Annotated in this window: 22 protein-coding genes; 4 read left to right on the forward strand and 18 right to left on the reverse strand. The window is 67.1% G+C overall.

The window, feature by feature from the left end; all coding sequences use genetic code 11:
- Positions 1 to 23 precede the first annotated feature (23 nt).
- Positions 24 to 719 (forward strand): TetR/AcrR family transcriptional regulator, encoded by a 696-nt coding sequence (locus tag VES41_RS22475; protein WP_324821676.1) that lies wholly within the window; start codon positions 24 to 26, stop codon positions 717 to 719.
- Positions 720 to 1007: 288 nt separating this feature from the next.
- Here VES41_RS22475 and guaA read toward each other — a convergent pair whose 3' ends face one another.
- The 3 genes from guaA to guaB form a co-directional block, all read right to left on the reverse strand.
- Positions 1008 to 2627: a glutamine-hydrolyzing GMP synthase gene (gene guaA, locus VES41_RS22480; RefSeq protein ID WP_324821678.1), complete on the reverse strand. Its 1620-nt coding sequence runs from the start codon at positions 2625 to 2627 to the stop codon at positions 1008 to 1010.
- Positions 2627 to 3328: an STING domain-containing protein gene (locus tag VES41_RS22485; RefSeq protein ID WP_324821680.1), complete on the reverse strand. Its 702-nt coding sequence runs from the start codon at positions 3326 to 3328 to the stop codon at positions 2627 to 2629. The genes guaA and VES41_RS22485 overlap by 1 nt, the downstream gene beginning before the upstream one ends.
- Before the next feature lie 67 nt (positions 3329 to 3395).
- Positions 3396 to 4865 (reverse strand): IMP dehydrogenase, encoded by a 1470-nt coding sequence (guaB, locus tag VES41_RS22490; protein WP_324821682.1) that lies wholly within the window; start codon positions 4863 to 4865, stop codon positions 3396 to 3398.
- A 139-nt stretch (positions 4866 to 5004) separates the two neighbouring features.
- Between guaB and VES41_RS22495 the strand changes: the two genes are divergently transcribed.
- Complete coding sequence (locus VES41_RS22495; protein WP_324821684.1) at positions 5005 to 5511, forward strand: DUF4124 domain-containing protein; 507 nt, start codon at positions 5005 to 5007, stop codon at positions 5509 to 5511.
- Positions 5512 to 5524: 13 nt separating this feature from the next.
- Here VES41_RS22495 and VES41_RS22500 read toward each other — a convergent pair whose 3' ends face one another.
- Positions 5525 to 5857, reverse strand: coding sequence for an RnfH family protein (locus VES41_RS22500; RefSeq protein WP_324821686.1), 333 nt, complete (start codon positions 5855 to 5857; stop codon positions 5525 to 5527).
- Entirely contained in the window at positions 5854 to 6303 is a 450-nt protein-coding gene (locus tag VES41_RS22505; RefSeq protein WP_324821688.1) for a type II toxin-antitoxin system RatA family toxin, read from the reverse strand. Before VES41_RS22505 ends, VES41_RS22500 begins: the two co-directional genes overlap by 4 nt.
- Before the next feature lie 138 nt (positions 6304 to 6441).
- Between VES41_RS22505 and smpB the strand changes: the two genes are divergently transcribed.
- The gene (smpB, locus tag VES41_RS22510) at positions 6442 to 6924 is read left to right on the forward strand and encodes an SsrA-binding protein SmpB (protein ID WP_324821690.1); all 483 of its coding nucleotides are present in this window, start codon (positions 6442 to 6444) and stop codon (positions 6922 to 6924) included.
- A gap of 87 nt (positions 6925 to 7011) precedes the next feature.
- Positions 7012 to 7398 (forward strand): ATP-binding protein, encoded by a 387-nt coding sequence (locus tag VES41_RS22515; RefSeq protein ID WP_324821692.1) that lies wholly within the window; start codon positions 7012 to 7014, stop codon positions 7396 to 7398.
- A 52-nt stretch (positions 7399 to 7450) separates the two neighbouring features.
- On the opposite strand, the gene VES41_RS22520 is transcribed toward VES41_RS22515, so the two are convergent.
- The 13 genes from VES41_RS22520 to VES41_RS22580 form a co-directional block, all read right to left on the reverse strand.
- Positions 7451 to 7855 carry a YXWGXW repeat-containing protein gene (locus tag VES41_RS22520; RefSeq protein WP_324821694.1) on the reverse strand — a complete coding sequence of 135 codons (405 nt, stop codon included), beginning with the start codon at positions 7853 to 7855 and terminating at the stop codon, positions 7451 to 7453.
- Positions 7856 to 7957: 102 nt separating this feature from the next.
- The gene (locus VES41_RS22525; protein ID WP_324821696.1) at positions 7958 to 8851 is read right to left on the reverse strand and encodes a DMT family transporter; all 894 of its coding nucleotides are present in this window, start codon (positions 8849 to 8851) and stop codon (positions 7958 to 7960) included.
- A 56-nt stretch (positions 8852 to 8907) separates the two neighbouring features.
- Positions 8908 to 10728 carry a translational GTPase TypA gene (typA, locus tag VES41_RS22530; protein WP_324821698.1) on the reverse strand — a complete coding sequence of 607 codons (1821 nt, stop codon included), beginning with the start codon at positions 10726 to 10728 and terminating at the stop codon, positions 8908 to 8910.
- The gene (truB, locus tag VES41_RS22535; protein ID WP_324821700.1) at positions 10725 to 11684 is read right to left on the reverse strand and encodes a tRNA pseudouridine(55) synthase TruB; all 960 of its coding nucleotides are present in this window, start codon (positions 11682 to 11684) and stop codon (positions 10725 to 10727) included. Before truB ends, typA begins: the two co-directional genes overlap by 4 nt.
- Positions 11685 to 11791: 107 nt before the next feature.
- Positions 11792 to 12163, reverse strand: coding sequence for a 30S ribosome-binding factor RbfA (rbfA, locus tag VES41_RS22540; protein ID WP_324821702.1), 372 nt, complete (start codon positions 12161 to 12163; stop codon positions 11792 to 11794).
- Between the two features lie 70 nt (positions 12164 to 12233).
- Positions 12234 to 15134: a translation initiation factor IF-2 gene (gene infB, locus VES41_RS22545; protein WP_324821704.1), complete on the reverse strand. Its 2901-nt coding sequence runs from the start codon at positions 15132 to 15134 to the stop codon at positions 12234 to 12236.
- 23 nt (positions 15135 to 15157) lie between these two features.
- Positions 15158 to 16642, reverse strand: a complete 1485-nt coding sequence (gene nusA, locus VES41_RS22550) for a transcription termination factor NusA (protein ID WP_324821706.1) — start codon at positions 16640 to 16642, stop codon at positions 15158 to 15160.
- Positions 16639 to 17310 (reverse strand): ribosome maturation factor RimP, encoded by a 672-nt coding sequence (rimP, locus tag VES41_RS22555; RefSeq protein ID WP_324821709.1) that lies wholly within the window; start codon positions 17308 to 17310, stop codon positions 16639 to 16641. The genes nusA and rimP overlap by 4 nt, the downstream gene beginning before the upstream one ends.
- Before the next feature lie 143 nt (positions 17311 to 17453).
- Positions 17454 to 18662, reverse strand: a complete 1209-nt coding sequence (locus tag VES41_RS22560; RefSeq protein ID WP_324821711.1) for a YbfB/YjiJ family MFS transporter — start codon at positions 18660 to 18662, stop codon at positions 17454 to 17456.
- Positions 18655 to 20280: a dipeptide ABC transporter ATP-binding protein gene (locus VES41_RS22565; protein WP_324821713.1), complete on the reverse strand. Its 1626-nt coding sequence runs from the start codon at positions 20278 to 20280 to the stop codon at positions 18655 to 18657. Before VES41_RS22565 ends, VES41_RS22560 begins: the two co-directional genes overlap by 8 nt.
- Positions 20277 to 21347: an ABC transporter permease gene (locus tag VES41_RS22570; RefSeq protein WP_324821715.1), complete on the reverse strand. Its 1071-nt coding sequence runs from the start codon at positions 21345 to 21347 to the stop codon at positions 20277 to 20279. The genes VES41_RS22565 and VES41_RS22570 overlap by 4 nt, the downstream gene beginning before the upstream one ends.
- On the reverse strand, positions 21340 to 22374 hold the full coding sequence (locus tag VES41_RS22575; RefSeq protein ID WP_324821716.1) for a microcin C ABC transporter permease YejB: 1035 nt from the start codon (positions 22372 to 22374) through the stop codon (positions 21340 to 21342). The genes VES41_RS22570 and VES41_RS22575 overlap by 8 nt, the downstream gene beginning before the upstream one ends.
- A 21-nt stretch (positions 22375 to 22395) precedes the next feature.
- The gene (locus VES41_RS22580; protein ID WP_324821718.1) at positions 22396 to 24192 is read right to left on the reverse strand and encodes an extracellular solute-binding protein; all 1797 of its coding nucleotides are present in this window, start codon (positions 24190 to 24192) and stop codon (positions 22396 to 22398) included.
- Positions 24193 to 24211: the final 19 nt, after the last annotated feature.

Here is a 24211-nt window from a genome sequence, read left to right on the forward strand (position 1 = left end):
ACTCGCGTTTCGAGGAGTCGGCGATGTCAAAAAAAGTCGTTTCAAATCAAGCACCTGTGCGCCGCGCACCGCAGCAGCTACGGTCTCTTCAGAAGATCGAACTCATGTTGGAAGCGGCCGTCCAACTGCTTGAGCAGGACGATGTCAGCGCGCTGACCACCAACGCGGTCGCGGCCCGGGCAGGCGTCAGCATCGGCACGCTGTATCAATACTTCAACGACAAGGATGCATTGCTGGACGCGCTGATGGAGCGCGAGTTCGGCAGCATGTCGTCGGCGATCCTCGACGCGACAAAGCCCGCGCCGACCGATGCGCCGGGCGACCGGATCCGCCGCACGTTGCGCGCGGTGGTAGACGCGTACGGCGGTCGCGGGCGCGTGCATCGCCGACTGATCGCGCACTCGTTGACGCGCACGTCGGGCAGCCGACTGCCGCCGCTGTTGTCGCAATTGACCGAGACGCTGTCGGCGAAAGGCGTCGTGGTCGCGGGAGCAGCGCCGCAGCCTTTGTCGCGTGCCCAGGCGTTCGTGCTGACCCACGCGATCGGCGGCGTGTTGCGCTCACTGGCCGCGAGCGACAGCGCGCCGCCGGTGCGAGAAATCGAGGAGGCGCTGGTGCAACTGGCGCTGGGCTTTGTGGCGACGGTTGGTGCACACCAGGCGGAGTCGCGCGCGCCCGGTACTGCCTGCTGCGAGCAGGTAACGCCGGTCTCGCGCTGATGCGCGCGTTGCGCGATGCGGCGGCCCGCGGCGTGCGTGCGCCTGCTGGTCGATGACTTCTAAACCGCGGGTGAAGACGCTACGCTGCTGGCGCTGGCGCAGGTGCCGAACCTGGAAGTCCGGCCCGACGGCACGAACTTCATCGACATGGACGTGTTGGCCCGTTGGGCCGGTCGTGCGTACGCTCTGCGCAGCGTTTGAACCGCGCTCACTTGCCGAGCAAAGCACAGAGCATTCTTTGACAGCGGAAAATTCAACATAAGCTGTTGAATTTAAACAGTTTTAGAGTCACTCCCACTCGATCGTCGCCGGCGGCTTGCTGCTCACGTCGTAGGTCACGCGGTTGATGCCGCGCACTTCGTTGATGATCCGGCCGGACACCTTCTTGAGCAGCGCGTAGGGCAGTTCGGCCCAGTCGGCAGTCATGAAGTCGCTGGTCTGTACCGCGCGCAGCGCGACCACGTAGTCGTAGGTGCGGCCGTCGCCCATCACGCCCACGCTCTTGACCGGCAGGAAGACCGTGAAGGCCTGGCTGGTCAGCTCGTACCAGGTCTTGCCGCTCGCCTCGTCGCGGAAGTTGCGCAGTTCCTCGATGAAGATGGCGTCGGCCTGGCGCAGCAGGTCGGCGTATTCCTTCTTCACTTCGCCCAGGATGCGCACGCCCAGGCCCGGGCCGGGGAACGGGTGGCGGTACACCATCTCGGGCGGCAGGCCCAGGGCCACGCCAAGCTCGCGCACCTCGTCCTTGAAGAGGTCGCGCAGCGGCTCGAGCAGCTTCAGGCCGAGCTGCTCGGGCAGGCCGCCGACGTTGTGGTGGCTCTTGATGGTGACGGCCTTCTTGCTCTTGGCGCCGCCCGATTCGATGACGTCGGGATAGATGGTCCCCTGGGCCAGGAAAGTAGCGCCCTTGTGGCCACCCGTGCCGGCCTTGAGCCGGGCCGCTTCCTGCTTGAACACGGTGACGAACTCGGCGCCGATGATCTTGCGCTTGGCTTCGGGGTCGCTCACGCCGGCCAGCTTGCCGAGGAACAGGTCGCTCGCGTCCACGCGAATGACGCGCGCGTGCAGCTTGCCTTCGAACATGTCCATGACCATGTCGCCCTCGTTCAGGCGCAGCAGGCCATGGTCGACGAAGACGCAGGTGAGCTGGTCGCCGATCGCGCGGTGGATCAGGGCTGCCGCCACCGACGAGTCGACGCCGCCGGACAGGCCCAGGATGACCTCCTCGTCGCCCACCTGCTCGCGGATCTTCTGCACCGCTTCCTCGACATGGTCGCGCATGACCCAGTCGGGCTTGGCACCGCAGATGCCGAGCACGAAGCGCTCCAGCAGCGCCTTGCCCTGCACGGTATGCGTGACCTCGGGGTGGAACTGCACGCCGTAGAAGCGGCGCTCCTCGTCGGCCATGCCGGCAATGGGGCAGCTGTCGGTGGACGCCATCAGCTTGAAACCCGGCGGCAGCTCGCTCACCTTGTCGCCGTGGCTCATCCAGACGTTGAGCATGCCGTGCCCTTCGGGCGTGGTGAAGTCGGCGATGTCCTTGAGCAGTTGCGTGTGGCCGCGCGCGCGCACTGCCGCGAAGCCGAACTCGCGCTTGTGGCCGCCTTCCACCTTGCCGCCGAGCTGGTGCGCCATGGTCTGCATGCCGTAGCAGATGCCAAGCACCGGCACGCCCAGCTCGAACACCGCCTGCGGCGCCTTGTCGGTGCTCTCCTCGTACACGCTGGCGTGGCTGCCGGAGAGGATCACGCCCTTGAGCGCGCCGTCGGCGGCATATTCGCGCACCCACTCGTCACTGACGTCGCACGGATGGACTTCGGACAGCACGTGCGCCTCGCGCACGCGCCGGGCAATCAGCTGTGTGACTTGCGAGCCGAAGTCGAGGATGAGGATTTTCTGGTGCTGCATCACAGTTGCTTGGAAATGGAGTCGGTGAAGACCATGCGGTCCTGCTGCTTTTCGAGTGCCGCCATCTTGCGCAGCTCCTCGAAGAATTCGTCGATCAGGCGCTTCGTCACCAGCGCCCGATGCTCGGGTGTGAAGAAGCTGCCGGTAGCAGCCTTGTACTCGCGGTCGCGGTAGTCGAGCAGGCTCGACAACGTGCGCAAGGTGCGCGGGAAGTCGAGATAGGCCGCGCCGCCGTCAGGCTTGCTCACACGCAACACGGTGCGCGCGCCGTCAGCGCCAGGAACAGGCACTTCCTCCATGCTCGCCCCCTGATCGGCCAACTGCCGGCAGGTGGCCTGCACCGCCGCCGGCTCGAGCGCTTCGAGCTGCGCGGGCCTGTACACGATCAGGCGGGCGTCAGGGTCGGCCAGCACGCGCAGCACCAGGTTCTGGTAGTAGCCATGCGCCAATGCCAGCGCCAGCGTGTACTTGCCTTCGATCTCCGATTTCATGCTGCTCCACACGGCGGCAAGCACCGCAAAAATTGCCGAAAGCAGGGTCGACACCTTGATCCAGGAGCCGGTGTCCCCGGGCGCCAGCGCAGCCTCGTACAGCGTGAGGATGCCCGCCAGCGCGGCGAACAGGCCGGCGACCAGCCCGCGCACCCGGTAACGCCGATAGACCAGCCGGACATAGGTGCGATAGTCGGCCGATGCCGTCATCGCGACCTCTTGCCCGCCTGGGCATGCGTGCCGGGCCGTAGGTCGGTCGTCACTGCGTTGGCCGGGCTCAGTCCGCCCGGTAGTTCGGCGCTTCCTTGGTGATCTGCACGTCGTGCACGTGGCTTTCGCGCACGCCCGCGGTGGTGATCTCGACGAACTCGGCGCGCGCCTTCATGTCGTCGATGGTCGGGCAGCCGCAGTAGCCCATGGCCGCGCGCAGGCCGCCGGCCATCTGGAACACGATGGACACCATCGAGCCCTTGTAGGGCACGCGGCCCTCGATGCCTTCGGGCACGAGCTTGTCGGCGTTGGGGTTGCCGGTGGTGGCTTCCTGGAAGTAGCGGTCCGCACTGCCCTGCTGCATGGCGCCGATCGAGCCCATGCCGCGGTAGCTCTTGTAGCTGCGGCCCTGGTAGAGGACGATCTCGCCGGGCGCTTCCTCGGTGCCGGCGAACATGCCGCCCATCATCACCGTGCTGGCGCCGGCCGCGATGGCCTTGGCGATGTCGCCCGAATAGCGGATGCCGCCGTCGGCGATGAGCGGCACGCCGGTGCCCTGCAGCGCCGTGGCGACGCTGTCGATGGCCATGATCTGCGGGACGCCCACGCCGGCCACGATGCGGGTGGTGCAGATCGAGCCCGGGCCGATACCGACCTTGACCGCATCCGCCCCGGCGTCGGCCAGCGCGCGGGCGGCATCGCCGGTGGCGATGTTGCCGCCGATCACGTCGACCTGCGGGTAGTTTTCCTTGACCCAGCGCACCCGCTCGATCACGCCCGAACTGTGGCCGTGCGCCGTGTCCACCACGATCGCGTCGACGCCGGCCTTGACCAGCGCCTCGACCCGTTCCTCGGTGCCGGCGCCCACGCCGACGGCGGCGCCGACGCGCAGCCGTCCCGAAGCGTCGCGTGCAGCGTTCGGGAAGCTGGTCTGCTTGGTGATGTCCTTGACGGTGATCAGGCCCTTGAGGCGCCATTCCTTGTCGATAACCAGCAGGCGCTCGAGCTTGTACTTGTTCAGCAGCGCCTTGGCTGCCGCCAGCTCGGTGCCGTCATCGACGGTGATGAGCTTCTCGCGCGGCGTCATGATCTCGGCGACCGGGACGTCCAGGCGTGTCTCGAAGCGCAGGTCGCGGCCGGTGACGATGCCGACCACGCGGCCACCATCAAGCACCGGGAAGCCGGAGATGCCCAGTTCCTCCGACAGCTGCATCACCTGCAGCACCGTGTGGCTCGGGGTGATCACGACCGGGTCGCGCAGGACGCCCGATTCGTAGCGCTTGACCCTGGCCACCTCGGCAGCCTGCTGCTGCGCGGTGAGATTCTTGTGAATGATGCCCATGCCGCCTTCCTGGGCGATGGCGATCGCCAGGCGCGACTCGGTGACCGTGTCCATGGCCGCTGACACCAGCGGCAGGTTGAGCACGATATTGCGCGAGAGGCGGGTAGCAAGGGAGGTGTCCTTGGGCAGGACCTGGGAATACGCAGGCACCAGCAACACGTCGTCGAAGGTGAGCGCTTTGCCGAGAAGGCGCATGGCGACAAGCTCCAAAAGACGGATTGTAACGATTGATCGGTACTTTCCCGGGGCGCCGGTGTGGCGGATTCACCGCGCCGCCCGCGCGCATCCCGGCGCGACACGTTGCAAAAGGTAAGCAGGCGCTAAACTGCCGCCCATGAACATCGTCCGCAGGTTGTGTTGGCTGTGCTGCGTCTGTACCTTGCTCCCGCTGGCGGCGCAGGCCCAGTGGCGCTGGCTCGACAAGGATGGCCGCACCGTCTTCAGCGACACCCCGCCGCCGCCCGAGATCCCGGACAAGAACATCACCCAGCGCGGCAATCTGCCGGCCCTGCGCCCGGCTCCGGCGGCTGCCGGCGCCCCGGAGGTCAATGGCGCCGCCGCGCCCGCGGCGGCCAAGGCGCCGGTCGACAAGGAACTCGAGGAAAAGGTGCGCCGGGCCGACGAAGCCGAGAAGGCCAAGAAGGAAGCCGAAGAACGCAAGGTGGCGCAAGCCAAGTCCGAGAACTGCACCCGCGCCCGCACGGCCAAGGCGACCTACGACAGCGGCATCCGCCTGGCCCGCGTCAATGCGCAGGGCGAGCGGGAGTTCATCGACGACAACGCCCGTGCGGCCGAAACACAGCGCCTGCAGTCGATCATCGAGAGCGACTGCAAGCCATAAGGCCGCGGGCGCTTCAGTAGCCGGCCTTGGCGCCGGCGCGGCGGCGGGCGAACAGGCCCGTGGCCCGGGCGCCCTGGCGGGCGAACCGTTCGCGCCGGGCCACCTTGGGATCGACGGTGAGCGGGCGGCACAGTTCGAGCCGGTCGCCGTCCTCGAGGCGCCGGTTCCAGTCGACCGCCCTGCCCCACACACCGGCCTGCAGCGCCCGCCAGTCGAGCCCCGGAAATGCCTGCGGCAACGCGCTGGCGACAACGGCCTGCTCGGCCGTGCAGCCCTGCGGAATGCGAAGGTCTTCCTCGTGCACGGTGCGAGGCAATGGCGCGCAGACCAGCGTGACGCGGATCATGGGGACGTGGCGTAGACCTGCTCGGCCCGCTTGACGAACGCGTCGACCAGCGTTCCGGCGACCTTGTCGAACACCGGGCCGACCAGCGACCGCAGCGTGACGCTGTCGAAGCCGTAGTTCAGGTCGAGTTCGACCCGGCAGGCACGCTGGTCGGGCTCGCCGACCGGCGTGAAGCGCCAGACACCGTCGAGGCGGGAGAAAGGCCCGTCGACGAGGTTCAGGTGCACCTCGCGGTCCGGCACATGCGTGTTGCGGGTCGTGAAGGCCTGGTGGAAGCCGGCGAACGCGAGGCCGATCTCGGCGGTCATGCCCGCCTCGTCCTGCTCCAGCACCTGGGCGCGATCGCACCAGGGAAGGAACTCGGGGTAGCGGGCGACGTCGGTCACCAGCGCGTACATTTCCTGTGCGCTGAACCAGATCAGAACGGACTTGTGGACGGTTTTCATAGGCAATGTGGCCCCCGATTATCCGTGCCGGCACCGATCCCGGTCCCAGGCTCGGGTACCCGTGCCGATAGCGCCTAGAATTTCGCGCTCGGGTAGCCGGGCGTTGCATTGACGCCCCGTGCCCTCACATTGGCCAACATGGCAGCCACCAAGAAAAAAACCGACACCTCCTCGCGCATCGCCGACAACAAGAAGGCCGCGTACAACTATTTCTTCGAAGAGCGCTTCGAGGCCGGCATGGTCCTGGAGGGCTGGGAGGTCAAGGCGCTGCGCGAGGGCAAGGTGCAGCTGACCGACGGCTACGTCGTCATCCGCAACGGCGAGCTCTACGTGCTGGGGTGCCAGATCAACCCGCTCAAGAGCGCGTCCACCCACGTCAATCCGGATTCAGTACGGACCAAGAAGCTGCTGCTGCACAAGGAAGAGATCCGGCGGCTCGTGGGCAAGGTCGAGCAGAAGGGCTACACCCTGGTGCCGCTCAACCTTCACTGGAAGGCCGGCAAGGTGAAGTGCGAGATCGCCCTGGCCAAGGGCAAGGCCGAGCACGACAAGCGGGACACCATCAAGGACCGCGAAGGCAAGCGTGAAGTCGAGCGCGCCATGAAGAGCCGGCACCGCTGAGTCCGCGCCGTGGCGTGAGGATCGGATGCGCAAAGGCCCTACACTGGCCCGTCGTCCCTTTTGTCATCAACCAAGGAGAACGCTCAAATGAGAATGTATGGTGCCTCGACGATCCTGGCCGCGGCCGTGCTGGCCGGTTGCAGCAGCATGGCCCCCGCGCCCGACACGCCGACCCGCACGGTGGACGGCACGCTGATCGGCCCGAGTGGCATGACGCTCTACACCTTTGCGCGCGACACACCCGACAGCGGCAAGTCGGTCTGCAATGCCCAGTGCGCCACCAACTGGCCGCCACTCATGGCGCCCGAGGCTGCCAAGCCAATGGGCGGCTACACCGTGATCACTCGTGACGACGGCAAGAAGCAGTGGGCCTACAAGGGCATGCCGCTGTACTACTGGGCCAAGGACATGAAGACCGGCGACCGCACCGGCGACGGCATGCTCAACGGCGCCTGGAAAACCGCGCGTCCCTGAGTCTCGTCAGGCGCACACGGATGCGCCCGCAAGGGCACTGCCGAACCCAGGTTCAGCAGTGCCCTTTTTTCGCCTGACCCGGCGGGCAGTGATAGCCGGGCGGGCCGCCCTTGCCCTTGCCCTTGCCTTTCCAGCTGCCTTCGGTCCAGCGGTAGCCGCCGTCGGCTCGCACCCACCGCCCCGGGACGTAGTCGTAGTCGGGCCGCGCCGGCTGCCAATAGCCGGGTCGCCAGCGGTAGTCGTTGTGGTCCCAGGCCCAATAGCCCTGGACCCAGATCTGTCCGCTGCGCGGTTGCGGGACCACTTCGTAGCGCGGCGGCGGCGGCGCAACGGTCACGATGCCGGGCACGTTGATGTTGACCGAGACCTGCGCCAAGGCGGATACCGGCGCAAGGCCAGCTGCCAGTAGCACGCACGTCGCCGCCGTTGCAGCGGGTCGATAGAACTTGAATGTCATGGAATGACTGCGTATTACCTTGTGACTTCTTATTGAACGACGATACGGCGCACCCGGATGTCGGCCGAGGCCGACAACTGTCTGGTTCGCACGCCGGCCTTTTCAAGCACGCGCTTGCCGCGGCTGCAGACGCCCGCGCCAGCCGATCCATTCGTTCAGTGCGAGCGTGGCAATGACCAGCGCGCCGCCGGCCAGCGCCGCCGGCGCAGGCACTTCGCCGGCTCCCAGCCATGCCAACGCGATGCCGAAGATCACCTCGAGCAGGCCGAGCAGCGCGACCTCCGGTGCTTTCAGAACACGGGTGCACGTCACTGCCAGGACGCACGGAATCGCCAGTTGAACCAGTCCCAGGAAGGCGAGCAGGCCGATGTCGTGCGCGCTCGCCGAGAACGGCGCGGCCAGCGGGAGCGTAGCGGCCGACGAGATCAATGCACCCACGAGCACGGCGGGCACCAGGTCCACATGGTGTCCCTTGGCATGCGCGTACTGCTGCACCGTCCAGTTGCAGGCCGCCGCCACCGGCACGCACAAGGCCACCAGCGTTCCCAGTAGTTCGCCCTGCTCGAACTTGGCAGCGTACATCCAGGCGATACCGGCGCCCGCCACCACGATGGCTCCCCAGGTGCGCGTGGGCAATCGCTGCCCGATGAACAGGCGCGCCATCAGGGCCGTGAACAACGGCGTCAGGGCGATCGTCACCAGCACGTTCGCCGTGGAAGTGAGCGTCAGCGCCACCATGAACGCGGTGAACATCACGCTCCAGCACAGGCCCGATACCCACAGGGCCCAGCCCGAGGCCCGCATCCGTGCGAATGCCCCGCGCCCCTGCCATGCCGGCAGGATCACCAGCAGCGAGATGGCGGTGAACAGACTGCGCCAGAACGTGACCTCGAAGCCACGCGCCTCGTCCAGGTGGCGCGTGACAACGCCGGCCGTGGCCCAAAGGAACGTGGCCCCCACCATCATCCAGACCGCTCGCCCATGGCTCAACAACATGCCAGTCTCCATCGGAACGGGAGCGGCCTTGCAAAGCAGGGCCGCCCTGGGTCGGGTCAGCGCCCGGCGCGCTTGCGCTCGTTTTCCTTCAGGAACCGCTTGCGCACCCGCACGCTCTTGGGCGTGATCTCGACCAGTTCGTCGTCCTCGATGAACTCGACGCCGTATTCCAGTGTCAGCTCGATCGGCGGGGTGATCTTGATCGCATCTTCCTTGCCCGAGACACGGAAGTTGGTGAGCTGCTTGGTGCGCGTCGCGTTGACGACCAGGTCGTTCTCGCGGCTGTGGATGCCGACGATCATGCCCTCGTACACCGGATCGCCGGCGCGCACGAACATGCGGCCGCGATCGTCCAGCTTGCCCAGCGCGTAGGTGAAGATCTCGCCGTCGTCCATCGAGATCAGCACGCCGTTCTTGCGCCCGCCGATCTCGCCCTTGTGCGGCTCGTAGCCGTCGAAGATGTTGGCGATCAGGCCCGAGCCGCGCGTGAGGTTCAGAAACTCGTTGGAGAAGCCGATCAGCCCGCGCGCCGGAATGCGGTATTCCAGGCGCACGCGGCCACGGCCGTCCGGTTCCATGTTGACCAGGTCGCCCTTGCGCTCGCCCAGGGCCTGCATCACGCCCCCTTGGTGTCCTTCCTCGATGTCCGCCGTCACCAGCTCGATCGGCTCCAGGCGCTCGCCGTTCTCCTCACGGAACACGACACGCGGCTTGGACACGGCCAGTTCGTAGCCTTCGCGGCGCATGTTCTCCAGCAGGATGGTCAGGTGCAGTTCGCCGCGGCCGGAGACTTCGAAGATGCCATCCTCGTCGGTTTCCTTGACGCGCAGGGCCACGTTGCTCTGCAGCTCCTTTTGCAGGCGATCCCAGATCTGGCGGCTGGTGACGTACTTGCCTTCGCGACCGGCCAGCGGGCTGGTGTTCACGCAGAAGTTCATGGTCAGCGTCGGCTCGTCCACGCGCAGCATCGGCAGGGGCGCCGGATTGGCCGGATCGGTCACGGTCGTGCCGATGTTGATGTCGGTGATGCCGTTGATCAGCACGATCTCGCCCGGGCCGGCTTCGGCGGCCTGGACGCGGTCCAGCCCCTGGAAGGTCAGCACCTGGTTGATGCGGCCCTTGATGGTGGTTCCGTCCGGACCATCCATCGCCAGCACGTCCATGCCGGGCTTGATGGTGCCCGCGTTCACGCGGCCGACGCCGATGCGGCCGACGAAGGTGGAGAAGTCCAGCGCCGAGATCTGCAGTTGCAGCGGCGCGCTCGGATCACCTTCGTGCGCCGGCACATGCTTGAGCACCGTCTCGAACAGGGCCGACATGTCGGGGCCCCACTGCTCGCCGGGCGCGCCCTCTTCCAGCGACGACCAGCCGTTGATGCCCGAGGCATAGACCACCGGAAAGTCGAGCTGTTCGTCGGTAGCGCCCAGCTTGTCGAACAGGTCGAAAGCGGCATTGACCACCTTGTCCGGGTTGGCCCCCGGCTTGTCGACCTTGTTGACCACCACGATGGGCTTGAGGCCCAGGGCCAGCGCCTTCTTGGTCACGAAGCGCGTCTGCGGCATCGGGCCTTCCTGCGCGTCGATCAGCAGCAGCACGCCGTCGACCATCGACAGCGCCCGCTCCACCTCACCGCCGAAGTCCGCGTGGCCGGGGGTGTCGACGATGTTGATGTGCGTGCCGCCCCAGCTCACCGCGCAGTTCTTCGCCAGGATGGTGATGCCGCGCTCTTTTTCGATGGCGTTGTTGTCCATCACCGTGTCGACGACTTTTTCGTGCTCGGCGAAGGTGCCGGACTGGCGCAGAAGCTGGTCGACCATGGTGGTCTTGCCATGGTCCACGTGGGCGATGATGGCGATGTTGCGAATGGGCTTGCTCATGATGGTGTGGTGCTTGCGGCCAGGGCCGCTTGATGCTGCAAATGAATCTGCTGGATATCGGCCGGGCTCAGGAGCCGGCTCGGGATGAGTTCGCCGCCCTTGACGTGAGCGGTGCCGAGAAAAGCGTCGGGCGCCCGGCCGAACACGGCCACGGCCGGGGCGTCCGGCCAGGTGCCGCGCCGGCGCAGCCCGGACAGGAACCGGCCGGCATCGTCAGGCTCTAGCGTGACAGGGACGTGATCTTCGACCAACGCCTCGACCGGCAGCAGCAGCGCCAGCCGCTCGGCCTCGTCCATCGCTTCCAGGGCTTCGAGCGTCACGCAGCGCTCGGCCGCGAAAGGGCCCGTGCGCACACGCCTGAGGCTGGTCAAGTGCGCGCCGCAGCCGAGGGCGATGCCGATGTCCTCGCCCAGCGTGCGAATGTAGGTGCCCTTGCTCACGCCGGCTTCGATGCGGACGCGGTGATTGGTCTCGAATCCGGCCTCGGCCGAGATCGTCAGGTCGTGCACCACGACATCGCGCGGGGCGCGCTCGACCTCGATGCCCTGGCGTGCATACTCGTAGAGGGCCTTGCCGTCCTTCTTCAGCGCGCTATGCATGGGCGGCACCTGGCGGATCGGGCCGGTGAACCGGGCCTGTACCCGCTCGATGTCGGCATGCGAGACGTTGACGTCGCTGCGCTCGATCACCTCGCCCTCGGCGTCGCCGGTCGCCGTGCGCACGCCAAGCAGCGCGGTGGCCACGTAGCGTTTGTCGGCGTCGAGATGCAGCTGACTGAACTTGGTCGCCGCGCCGAAGCACAACGGCAACACGCCGGTGGCCAGCGGATCGAGCGTACCGGTGTGGCCGGCCTTGTCGGCGCGCAGCAGCCACTTGGCCTTCTGCAGCGCCTGGTTGCTGCTCAGCCCGATCGGCTTGTCCAGCAGAAGCACCCCGTGCACAGGGCGTCGCTGCACGCGCGTGCGCGGCGCGCGGACGTTGTCCCCACGCTCGCTCGTTGCATGTGCGTCGCTGCCCCCCAAGGGGGCTCTCGCACCTTGGGGCGGCCCAGCGGTGCTCATGCCTACTCTTCTTTCGAGCGGGAGGCGACGGCCTGGGCGATCAGTGCATTCATGTCGGCCGCGCGCTCGGGCGTGCGGTCGAACTGGAAATGCAGCGTCGGCACCGTATGGATGTGCAACCGCTTGAACAGGTGGTTGCGCAGGAAGCCGGCCGCCTGGTTCAGCGCCAGGGTGGCCTCTTCCGGATCGCCCACCAGCAGGCTGAAGAACACCTTGGCATGGGCGTAGTCGGGCGTGACCTCCACGCCCTGGATCGTGACCATGCCCACCCGCGGGTCCTTCAACTCGCGCGCGATGATCTCCGTCAGATCCCGCTGGATCTGATCGGCAACCTTGAACGAGCGGTTGGGTGTGGAGGACTTCTTCTTGGGCATAGGGCTTTGTCGATCCGCCAACCCTCGAAGGGGGTTGGCGGACCTGCGAAGCAAGGCAGCCTGGGGCTGGTCAGAGCGTTCTTGCGATTTCCTTGATCTCGAAGAACTCGAGCTGGTCGCCCTCGCGGATGTCCGTGTAGTTCTTGAGCTTGATACCGCACTCGAAGCCTTCGCGCACTTCGCGCACGTCGTCCTTCAACCGGCGCAGCGAATCGATCTCGCCGGTGTAGATGACCACGTTGTCGCGCAGCAGGCGGAAATGCGAGTTGCGCGTGACATGGCCCTGCGTGATGTACGAGCCGGCGACCGTGCCGATCTTGGAGGCAACGAACACCGTGCGGATCTCGGCCTGGCCGATGACTTCCTCGCGGCGCTCGGGCGCCAGCATGCCGGACATCGCCACCTTCACCTCGTCCACCGCATCGTAGATGATGCCGTAGTAGTTCAGCTGCACGCCATTGCTCTCGGCATGGCGGCGCGCACCGGCGTCGGCACGCACGTTGAAGCCGATGACGACCGCCTTGGAGGCGATGGCCAGGTTGATGTCCGACTCGCTGATGCCGCCCACGCCGGCGTAGACGATCTGCACCTTGACCTCGTCGGTCGAGAGCTTGAGCAGCGACTGCGCAAGCGCCTCCTGCGAACCCTGCACGTCGGCCTTGATGATCAGGCGCAGTGTCTGCACCTCGCCGGCCTGCAGGTCGCTGAACACGTTCTGCAGGTTGGCCGCCTGGGCCTTGGCCAGCTTGGTGTTGCGGAACTTGCCGGCACGGTAGGTCGCGATTTCGCGCGCACGGCGCTCGTCGCCCATGACCAGGAATTCGTCGCCCGCCTGCGGCACTTCGGTCAGACCCTGGATTTCCACCGGGATCGACGGACCTGCCGTCTTGATGGTCTTGCCATCCTCGTCGAGCATGGCGCGCACCCGGCCGTAGGTCTGGCCGGCCAGCACCACGTCGCCGGTCTTGAGCGTGCCCGACTGGACCAGCACCGTGGCAACCGGACCGCGGCCCTTGTCGAGCTGCGCTTCGACCACGAGACCCTTGGCCGGGGCATCCACGGGTGCCTTCAGCTCCAGCACTTCGGCTTGCAGCAGCACCTGTTCGAGCAGGTTGTCGATGCCCTGGCCGGTCTTGGCCGAGACCTCGACGAACGGCGAGTCGCCGCCGAATTCCTCGGGCACGACTTCCTCGACCACCAGCTCGCCACGCACCCGCTCGGGGTTGGCGTCGGGCTTGTCGATCTTGTTGATCGCCACCACGATCGGCACGTTGGCCGCCTTGGCGTGCTTGATGGCTTCCTTGGTCTGCGGCATGACGCCGTCGTCGGCGGCAACCACCAGGACGACGATGTCGGTGGCCTGCGCGCCGCGGGCACGCATTGCCGTGAAGGCCTCGTGACCGGGGGTGTCGAGGAACGACACCATGCCGCGCGGCGTTTCCACGTGGTAGGCACCGATGTGCTGCGTGATGCCGCCGGCTTCGCCCGCCGCCACCTTGGTGGTGCGGATGTAGTCCAGCAGCGAGGTCTTGCCGTGGTCGACGTGACCCATCACGGTGACGACCGGGGCGCGCGGCAGCAGTTCCACGTCCTGCGCGGCCGCGTCCTCGCTGATGAAGGCTTCCGGATCGTCCAGTGCCGCCACCACCGCCTTGTGGCCCATGTCCTCCACGATGATCATCGCGGTGTCCTGGTCCAGCGGCTGGTTGATGGTGGCCATCTGGCCCAGCTTCATGAGCTGCTTGATCACCTCGCCGGCCTTGACCGACATCTTGTGCGCGAGCTCGGCGACCGTGATGGTCTCGGGCACGTGCACTTCGATCACGCGCTGCTCGACCGGTGCGGCCGCCACATGCTGCACATGCGCGCCGCGGTCGTTCGCGCCGCGACGGCCGCGCGGGCCACCGCGCCAGTTGCCGGTGCGGTTGACCCCGCCGCTGGCGTCGCCGCGGGTCTTGATTTCCTTCTTCTTGGCCGGATCACCGGCCCAGCTCGAAGACAGCTTGGCCGACTTCACGTCCTTGCTGACGCCGGCGGCAGGTGCGGCCGGTGCGGGCGCGCCGGGGCGCGCCGCGGTCGCGGCCGGCTTGTGCAGCGTGCCCTTCACGCCGGGCTTGGGCGTCTCGGGCGCCTTGTGGGGCGTCAGCACGCGTGCCGGCGCAGCCAGCATGGCGCGGATCGCCTCAGCCTCGGCCAGCGCCTTGCGGCGGCGCTCGTCGAGGTCCCGCGCACGGGCGGCTTCCTCGTCGGCACGGGCCTTGGCCTTCGTGTCTTCGTCGGCCTTGCGTGCGGCGGCTTCGGTCTCGGCCTTCTCGGCCTGCACCTTGGCGGCCGCAGCCTTGTCCTCGGCGGCCTTTTCGGCAGCCTTGTCGACGACGGCGGGCGCTTCGGACTTCGCAGGCGCCTCGGCCTGCCGGCGGGCCTGCTCTTCACGCGCGGCCTGCTCGGCCTGGCGCGCCCGTTCCGCTTCCTCGCGGGCACGGGCCTCGGCTTCTTCGCGCTGGCGGCGCTTCTCGGCCAGTTCTTCCTCCTGGCGGCGCAGCAGCTCGGCCTGGCGGCGCGCTTCTTCCTCGCGGCGCGCCAGTTCGGCCTCGTCGATGCGGGGAGCGGCGGCAACCGGCTCGGCCGCCGGGGCCGGCGCGGCTTCGGGCGCCGCCTGGGGCTCGTCACGCTGGATGAAGGTGCGCTTCTTGCGCACTTCCACCTGGATGGTGCGCGCGCGGCCCGTGGCGTCGGCCTGCTTGATCTCGCTGGTGGACTTCTTCACCAGGGTGATCTTCTTGCGCTCGCCGTCGGCAACGGTGCCGTGGCTGGCCTTGAGAAAACCGAGCAGGCGCTGCTTGTCCGACTCGGTGAGCGCGTCGCTCGCGGCCGACTTGGCCACGCCTGCGCTCTTGAGTTGATCAAGCAGGAGTTCGGGAGTCTTCTTCAGTTCGCTGGCGAACTGTGCAACTGTGGTAGTGCTGGACATATAAAGTTTTGGCCTCCATCACGTCACTCTTGGCCGACGAACCAGTGTTCGCGGGCTTTCAGGATCAGCGCCTTGGCTTCCTCGGAGGGTTGGCCGGTAATTTCCATGAGTTCGTCCACGGCCAGGTCGGCCAGGTCGTCGCGTGAGTTGACGCCGGCCTCGGCCAGCTTGCCGATGAGCTCGGCGTCCAACCCGGGCAGGTCGCGCAAATCCTGTGAGACGCTTTCAACGCCTTCTTCGCGGGCGATCTCCATGGTGAGCAGCGCGTCCTTGGCTCGCGAGCGCAGCTCGTTGACAGTGTCTTCGTCGAACGATTCGATCTCCAGCATTTCGGAGATCGGCACGTAGGCCACCTCTTCGAGGCTGGTGAAGCCTTCGGCGATCAGGATGTCGGCCACTTCCTGGTCGACATCGAGCTTTTCCATGAACAGGCGACGGCTAACGTCGACTTCCTGCGCCTGCTTCTGTGCAGACTCGTTGGCGTCCATGATGTTGATCTTCCAGCCGGTCAGCTCGGACGCCAGGCGCACGTTCTGGCCGCCGCGGCCGATGGCGATGGCGAGGTTCTCCTCGTCGACGACCACGTCCATGGCGTGCCGCTCCTCGTCCACGACGATGGAGCTGACGTTGGCCGGCGCCAGGGCGCCGATCACGAATTGCGCCGGGTCTTCGCTCCACAGCACGATGTCGACGCGTTCGCCGGCCAGTTCGTTGGTCACGCCATTGACACGCGTGCCGCGCACGCCGACGCAGGTGCCGATCGGGTCGACCCGCTTGTCGTGCGACAGCACCGCGATCTTGGCGCGGCTGCCGGGGTCGCGAGCGCAGCTCTTGATCTCCAGCAGGCCCTGCTCGATCTCGGGCACTTCCTGGCGGAACAGCTCGATCATGAACTCGGGGGCCGCGCGCGACAGGATGATCGGCGCGCCGCGCAGGGTCAGGTCGACCTCCATGATCATGGCGCGGACGCGGTCGCCGTTGCGCAGGTTCTCCTTGGGGATCATCTCCGAGCGGCGCAGGCGGCCTTCGACACGACCCGCCTCGACGATGATGTCGCCCTTGTCCAGCCGCTTGACGGTGCCGGTGAAGATGCGTTCGCCGCGGCTCATGAAGTCGTTGAGCAGCATCTCGCGCTCGGCGTCGCGGATCTTCTGCAGGATGACCTGCTTGGCCGCCATCGCGCCGATACGGCCGATCGGCACCGAATCCACCGGCTCCTCGATGTACTCGTCCACCTGGATGTCGGGCATTTCCTCGCGCGCTTCGAACAGGAGGATTTCCTGGTCGGGCAATTGCAGGCCGGCCTCGTCGGGCACCACGTGCCAGCGGCGGAAGGTTTCGTATTCCCCGCTGTCGCGGTCGACCGCCACACGGATGTCCACCTCGCCCTGGTAGAGCTTCTTGGTGGCCTGCGCCAACGCGGATTCAACCGCGCCGAAAACGACGTCACGCTCGACGTTCTTCTCGCGCGAGATCGCATCCACCAACATCAACATTTCGCGATTCATTGCCGCCACTCCTGCTTCTGTTCGTTTTCCGGCGCCGCGCGACCGGGCTCCTCAATGCGAGCTTCCTGGTTGGGGGCCTTGCGGCCCTTGAAATCAACGATGGGCGCCAGCCGCGCCTCGCGCAGCTCGTCGAGCGAAAAGCCCAGCGCCTGCAGCACCACGGGCGCATTCGCGCGCTTCTTGCCCACCTTCTGTCCTGGCTTCGGGGCCGGCGCATCGCTCCAGACGATCTGCCAGCCGCCCCCGTCGGCACGCTCGAGCGTGCCCCGGAATTTCTTGCGTGTTGCCGCCACCGGCGCGCCGCCACCCTGGCCGGCCGCACCGATCGGCGCCTTGAGCGTGATGTCGATCATCTCGCCGACAAAGCGCTCGAAGTCCTTTTCGTGACGCAGCGGACGATCGATGCCCGGCGAGGACACCTCCAGCCGCTTGTACTCGGCACCCTCGACCTCCAGCGCATATTGCAGCTGGCGCGTGACCTTTTCGCAATCCTCGACCGTCACGAAGGGCTGCACCGGCCTGGCCGCGCCGCCCAGGTCATCCACTTGGGGGCCGACCCAGGGCAAATCAATCGTGACGCGCAGCAAGCCTCCGGCCGAGCGTTCGATCTCGACCAGGTCGTAGCCGAGCCCGGCCACGGTTTGTTCTACAGTCTGCTGCAGCGCCACGCGTTCTCTGATGTTCCTGTTGTGTCCTGCCGGCCGCGATCATCCGATCCGAATCCATTCGCGTCTCGCCCGCGCCGGCAATTGATGTCGACCAATAAAAAACGGGCGGTGAATTACCCGCCCGTTTGGTCGTGAGCTTCAGATTATAAAACATTTGCTGGCAATTTGCCCATCCGATTCACACCTTGGCGCCAAACCCAGCCGAACATGAGCGCCCCGAAAGCCAATACGCCGGCCGCCACCAGCAATGGCACCGCAAAAGAACCCGTGCGCTGCGCCAGGGGAGCGGCAAACAGGGGGCCGACGATCTGCCCGACGCCGTAAGAGGCAGTGGCCAGGCCGATCAGGCTGGATGCGGCATTGCCGCGCAGGCGCCGCGCATCGCGCACGGCGAACATGGTGATGGCCGTGAAAGGAAGCCCCAGCAGGAGACTGCCCAGGGTAAAACCCGCCACCGTGGGCCACACGACGGACAACAGCACGCCCAGCGCCTGCATGAGGTAGCCGGCCGCCAGGAGCAGCCGGTTGTCCAGGTGCCCCGGAATTCGCGCCCCCAGGATGGCACCGACCACCACGGCGAGGCCGAACATCGGCCAGAACAGGTCCGGCCAGGGCGTGCCGGGCAGCGCCTGTCGGGCGATGACCGGCAGGAAGGTGGCGGTGATGATGTAGCCGAAGCCGGCCAGGCCATACAGCGCGATCAGCCAGCGCGCGTCCCGGGCCGCGGCGGCGCCCGCTTCCGGTACGGGTTCGGCCGGCGGGCCGCCCGCCGAACCCACAACGGCATGAGGGTCGTCGAATATCCGCCAGATCGCGGCGCTGAGCAGCAGCGCAAGCACCCCGTAGATGCACCAGGCCGCGTCGGCACCCCAGCGCCCCGCCAGGCCCCCGACGACGCCCGCCAGCAGGATACCGACGCCAGGACCCGTATAGATGAGGCCGACCAGACGCGGTGCGCCGGTCTCCGCCAGCCGCCGCAGGCACCAGCCGGAGACGAAGACGAAGGCCCAGGCGCTGGCCACGCCCGCCGCGGTGCGAAGCACACCCCAGCCGGCGAAACTGCCGGTCAGCCCCATGCCGAGCAGCAGCGCGACCGTGGCGACCAGGCTGACGCGGATCATCCGCGGCGGCGCCACCCGGATGGCAGCACCGGACAAGGCGCCCACGAAATACCCCAGGTAGTTGAGTGACGCGAGCAGGCCGCCGCCAGCCAGGTCCAGCTTGCCTTCGTGCAGCATCAAGGGCAGCGCCGGCGTGAAGGCAAAGCGGCCCAGGCCCATCACCACCGCCAGGCAGACCATGCCGGCAAGCGCCGCGCGCCAGGCTCCGCGCCGATCCGATGCCTCAGACATCCTGCGCGGACTCCACCAGCGTGCGGGTGTAGGGATGTTCGGGCGCGTCCAACACGCGTTCGACTGCGCCCGACTCCAGGATGCGTCCGTCCTTCATGACCAGCACGTGGTGCGCCATGGCGCGGATCACCTGCACGTCGTGGGTGATCAGCAGGTAGCTCAGGCGGCGCTCGCGCTGCAGGCGCTGCAGCAACGCCAGCACCCGCTTCTGGATGGTCACGTCGAGTGCGCTCGTGGGCTCGTCGAGCACCAGCAGCTCGGGTTGGACGATGAGCGCGCGGGCGACCGCGATGCGTTGGCGCTGGCCGCCCGAGAACTCGTGCGGATAGCGTGCCAGCAGGCCGGGGAACTGCCGCTCGCCCATGCCGACCTCCTCCAGCGCCGCCGCAACACGCGCCCGCCGACCCGCCTGGTCCAGCGCCGGCTCGTGCACCGACAAGCCTTCGCCGACGATCTCCTCGATCGTCATGCGCGGCGACAGGGACGAGAACGGGTCCTGGAAGACCACCTGGACCCGGCGCCGCAAGCCGCGATCGGCGGCGCCGCTGCGCCATTGGCCGCCCGCCACCTCCAGCCGACCACGAAACGGCAGCAGGCCCAGCGCCGCCAGTGCCAGCGTCGACTTGCCCGAACCTGACTCACCCACCACGCCGAGCGTCTCGCCAGGCAGGATGCGCAGGTCGGCGCCGTGCACCGCGACGTACTCGTCCTTGCCGAACCAGCCGCGAATACCCGGTCGCGGCACCGGGTAGCCCACCCGCAGGCCCTGCGCCTGCAGCACCGGCGCGCCGGGTTGCGCCGGCAGGGCGTCGACATCGCGCACGGGCCGGCTGTCGATCAGCCGGCGCGTGTAGGGATGCGAAGGCGCCCCGAACACCTGGCGCACGGGCCCCTGCTCCACCAGATAGCCGTTCTCCATCACGGCCACCCGGTCGGCGAAGTGGCGCACCATGTTCAGGTCGTGCGTGATCAGCAGCACCGACATGCCGTGCCGCTGCGCGAGCAGGTCGATCAGCTCCAGGATCTGGCCGCGCAGCGTCACGTCCAGTGCGGTGGTGGGTTCGTCGGCCAGCAGCAGCCGCGGCTTGCAGGCCAGCGCCATGGCGATCATGGCGCGCTGTCGCTGGCCGCCCGACAACTGGTGCGGGAACGCCCCGGCGCGGCGCTGCGGCTCGGGAATGCCGGTCTCGGCCAGCAGTTGCACCGCGGCATCGCGCGCCGCTGCTGCCGACAGTGCCTCGTGCAGTTCCAACGTCTCGGCGATCTGGTCACCCACCGTGTAGAGCGGATTGAGCGCCGTCATGGGCTCCTGGAAGATCATGGCGATCTCCTTGCCGCGAACGCCGCGCAGCGAGCGCTCCGGCAACGAAAGCAGGTCGCGCGGCGCCCCACCCTGCCCCGTGGCGGTTGCAGGCGGCGAGAACAGGGCACTGCCGTCGACCTGGGCATCCGGCACCAGCCGCAGCAGGGACAGCGCAGTCACCGTCTTGCCCGACCCGGATTCGCCCACCAGCGCCAGTTTCTCGCCGGCCGCCAGGTCGAAGTCGACGCCGTGCACCACCTCCTTGCCGCCGAACGCGACGCGCAGGTCCCTCACCTGCAGCAAGGTCTGGCTCATCGGTCGACCTTTCGCGGATCGAGCGCATCGCGCAGCGCGTCGCCCATGAAAGTGAGCAGCATCAGCGTGACCACCAGCAGCGTGAACGTCGAAATGGAGATCCACCACGCGTCGAGGTTGGCCTTGCCCTGGTTGAGGAGCTCGCCCAGCGAGGGCGTGCCAGGCGGCACCCCAAGGCCCAGGAAGTCGAGCGACGTGAGCGCCAGGATCGCCGCGCTCATGCGAAACGGCAGGAACGTGACGACCGGCGTCATGCTGTTGGGCAATATGTGCCGCCGCATGATGCTCAGGTTGCCCACCCCGAGGGCGCGGGCGGCGCGCACGTAGTCCATCTGCCGGTTGCGCAGGAATTCGGCCCGGACGTAGTCCGACAGGCCCATCCATCCGAACAGGCTCAGCAGGATCAGGAGCAGCGCCACGCTGGGCGCGAACACGGCGCTGAAGATGATGAGCAGGTACAGCTCCGGCATCGATCCCCATATTTCGAGCAGGCGCTGGAAGATCAGGTCGACCTTGCCGCCGAAGTAGCCCTGGACCGCCCCCGCGGCGATGCCCAGCACCACGCCGATCACCGTGAGCGCCAGCGCGAACAGCGCACTGACACGAAACCCGTAGATCAACTGCGCCAGCAGGTCACGCCCGCGGTCGTCGGTGCCCAGCACGTTCTGACTCGACGGCGCCGCCGGATTGGGGAGCTTCGCGAAATAGTTGATGGTCAGCGGCCCATACGGATTGGGCGCGTAGACGGCCCAGTTGCCCCCGCCGGTGATGCGCTCGCGGATGAAGGGATCGAGGTAGTCGGCCGGGGTTTCGAAGTCGCCCCCGAAAGTCTTCTCGGAATAGTCGCGCAGCACCGGAAAGTAGGTTTTGCCTTCGTAGTGCACGACCAGTGGCCGGTCGTTCGACAGCACCTCCGCGAACAGCGACAGCACCACCATGATGGAAAACAGCACCAGGCTGACGAAACCCAGCCGGTTGCGCCGGAAGCGCCGCCAGGCGCGACGCCCGGGACTCAGGGAGGCCAGCACCTGCGCGGCGGCTTCGGCCGGAACGTCGGGCTTAGTCAAATTTCACTCGCGGATCGACCGCCACGTAGCAGAGATCGGAGATCAGCTTGGTGAACAGGCCGATCAGCGTGAAGAAGAACAGCGTGCCCAGCACGACCGGGTAGTCGCGGCGGATGACGCTTTCATAGCTCAGCAAGCCCAACCCATCGAGGGAGAACAGCGTCTCGATCAACAGTGAGCCGGTGAAGAACGCACCGATGAACGCCGAGGGAAAGCCGGTGACGATGGGAATGAGGGCATTGCGCATGACGTGCTTCCAGAGCACCTTGCGTTCGTCCAGCCCCTTGGCCCGGGCCGTCAGCACGTACTGCTTGCGGATCTCCTCCAGAAAGGAATTCTTGGTCAGCATGGTGATGACTGCGAAGCTGCCGAGCACCATGGCGATCAGCGGCAGCGTGATGTGCCAGAGATAGTCGGCAATCCGCGCGCCCCAGCCCAGCTGCTCCCAGTTCGACGACGTCAGCCCCCGCAGCGGAAACCACTGGAGCTGGCCGCCGAACACCACCAGCAGGGCCACGCCCAGGACGAAGCCGGGAATGGCGTACCCCACCAGCACCAGCAGCGTGGTTGCGAAGTCGAAACGGGTGCCGGCACGCACCGCCTTGGCGACACCCAGCGGGACCGCCACCAGGTAACTGATGAAGAAGGTCCACAGCCCGAGGCTGATGGAGACCGGCAGCTTCTCCTTGATCAGCTGCCAGACGTCCTTGCGCTGGTAGAAGCTCGTGCCCAGGTCGAAGCGGGCGAACGAGCGCAGCATGTCCCAGAAGCGCTGCGGCGCCGGCTTGTCGAATCCGTAGAGCTTCTTGATTTCCTCGACGCGCTGCGGATCCAGCCCCTGGCGGCCGCGGTATCCCGCCCCGGACGACGCGGCGCGCTCGCCGCCCGAGTCGCGCCCCTGCAGCTGCGCGACCATCTGCTCTACCGGCCCGCCCGGCACGAACTGGATCACCATGAACGTGATCAGCATGACCCCGAGCAGGGTTGGCAGCATCAGCAGCAGTCGCTTGAGGATGTAGCTGGACATGGTGCGGCGCTCTGCCTTTTCCTATTTGTTGGCGGCCGACGCCCACCAGGTGGAGATGGCCCAGTTGCCGGCATCGTAGTACGACGGGATCGTCGGCGGCAGCACGAACGGGCCCGGCCGGTAGCCGATCAGGAATGCGTTGCCGTAGTACTGCGGGATGCCGTAGTGGCCATGCGAGAGAACGCGGTCGAGCACGCGCACGGCCGCAACCAGTTCGGGCCGGGTTCGCGCCGAGATCACCTTGGCGACGATCGCGTCGACGGCCGGATCGGCAATGCCCCAGATGTTGGAAGACCCAGGTGTCCTGGCCGCCTCGGAGCCGAAGCGGTCGATCAGTTCGCTGCCTGGCGCCGTGCTGCCCGGGATGCGGATGGTGGTCATCTCGAAATCGAAATTGTCCATGCGCTGCTGGGCCAGCGAAAAATCAACGCTGCGAAAGCTCATCTCGATGCCCAGCTTGCGCAGCGAGGTCTGCAACGGCGCGATCACCCGCACGAGCGACGGCTGGTCGTTGAGCACCTCGATCGTGAACGCTTCGCCCTTGGCGTTGCGCAACGCGCCGTCGCGGTAGGTCCATCCCGCCTGGGCGAGCAGGTCGCGCGCCGCGCGCAGGTTTTCTCGCAGGCTGCCCGGCGGCTCCGTGCTCGGCGAACGCACTGCCGGACCGAATACCTCGGGGGCGAGCTTGTCGCGCAGCGGCTCCATCAGGGCGAGCTCGTCCGGCCCGGGCAAGCCTCCGGCGTGGAACTCGCTGTTGGGAAACCAGCCCTCCACGCGCTGGTAGAGCCCGTAGAACATCTGGCGGTTGAGCCAGGCGAAGTCATAGGCCAGCCCGATCGCCTGGCGCACCCGCACGTCCTTGAACTTGTCGTTGCGCAGGTTGAACACGAATCCCTGGTAGTCGCCAGGATTGCCGTTGGGAAAGGCCCGCTTGACGACCTGCCCCGAATCGAACATCCGCCCCGTGTACTGGCGCGCCCAGTTGCGCGAGCTGAACTCGCGCATGAAGTCGTATTCGCCGGCCTTGAGGCCCTCGAACCGGCTGGTGTCGTCCAGGTAGATCTTGAAGGTCACCCGGTCGAAGTTGAACTGCCCCCGCCGCGTCGGGAGCTCAGCCCCCCAGTAGCCCGGGTCGCGCACGTAGGTCACGTCACGCCCGAGCCGGTCGCTGGACAGCTTGTACGGCCCCGAAACCACCGGCATGTCGGTGATGACCTGGTCGAAGGGCTTGCCCGCACCCCACGTCCGGCCGAACACAGGCATGCCGCCGACGACCAGCGGCAGTTCGGGGTTCGGCCGCACGAAGTCGAAGCGCACGGTACGTTCGCCCATGGCTGTCACGTCCTTGACCTCGGCGTAGACGATGCGAAATTGCGGCGCCGCCTCCTTGCTGATGAGGGTGCGAAACGAGTGCACCACGTCGGTAGCCAGCACCGGGGTGCCGTCCTGGAAGCGCGCCTTCGGGTTCAGCCGGAAGGTGGCCGACAGGCCGTCCGGCGGCACTTCGACATCCTCGGCCAGCAGGCCGTAGGCCGTCGTCGGCTCTTCGCTGTTGCCGACCAGCAGGCTCTCGAACATGAGCTGGCCCAGGCCATAGGGCGCGGTTCCCTTGAGCGTGAACGGGTTGAACTTGTCGAAGTTGGTGGGCCGGGTCGGCGGCACCATGCGGATCTCGCCGCCCTTGGGCGCATCGGGGTTGACGTAGTCGAAATGGCTGAAGCCGGGCGAATACTTGATGTCGCCGAACTGCGCGTACGCATGCGCCGCCCAGACGGGTGCGGCCCAGAGGGCCCAAGCCAGTAGCCAACATGCGCGCATGCGAGAATTCTGCCCAAGA

This window comes from Variovorax sp. (assembly GCF_035634955.1).
In the GTDB taxonomy this organism is placed as follows: domain Bacteria; phylum Pseudomonadota; class Gammaproteobacteria; order Burkholderiales; family Burkholderiaceae_C; genus Variovorax.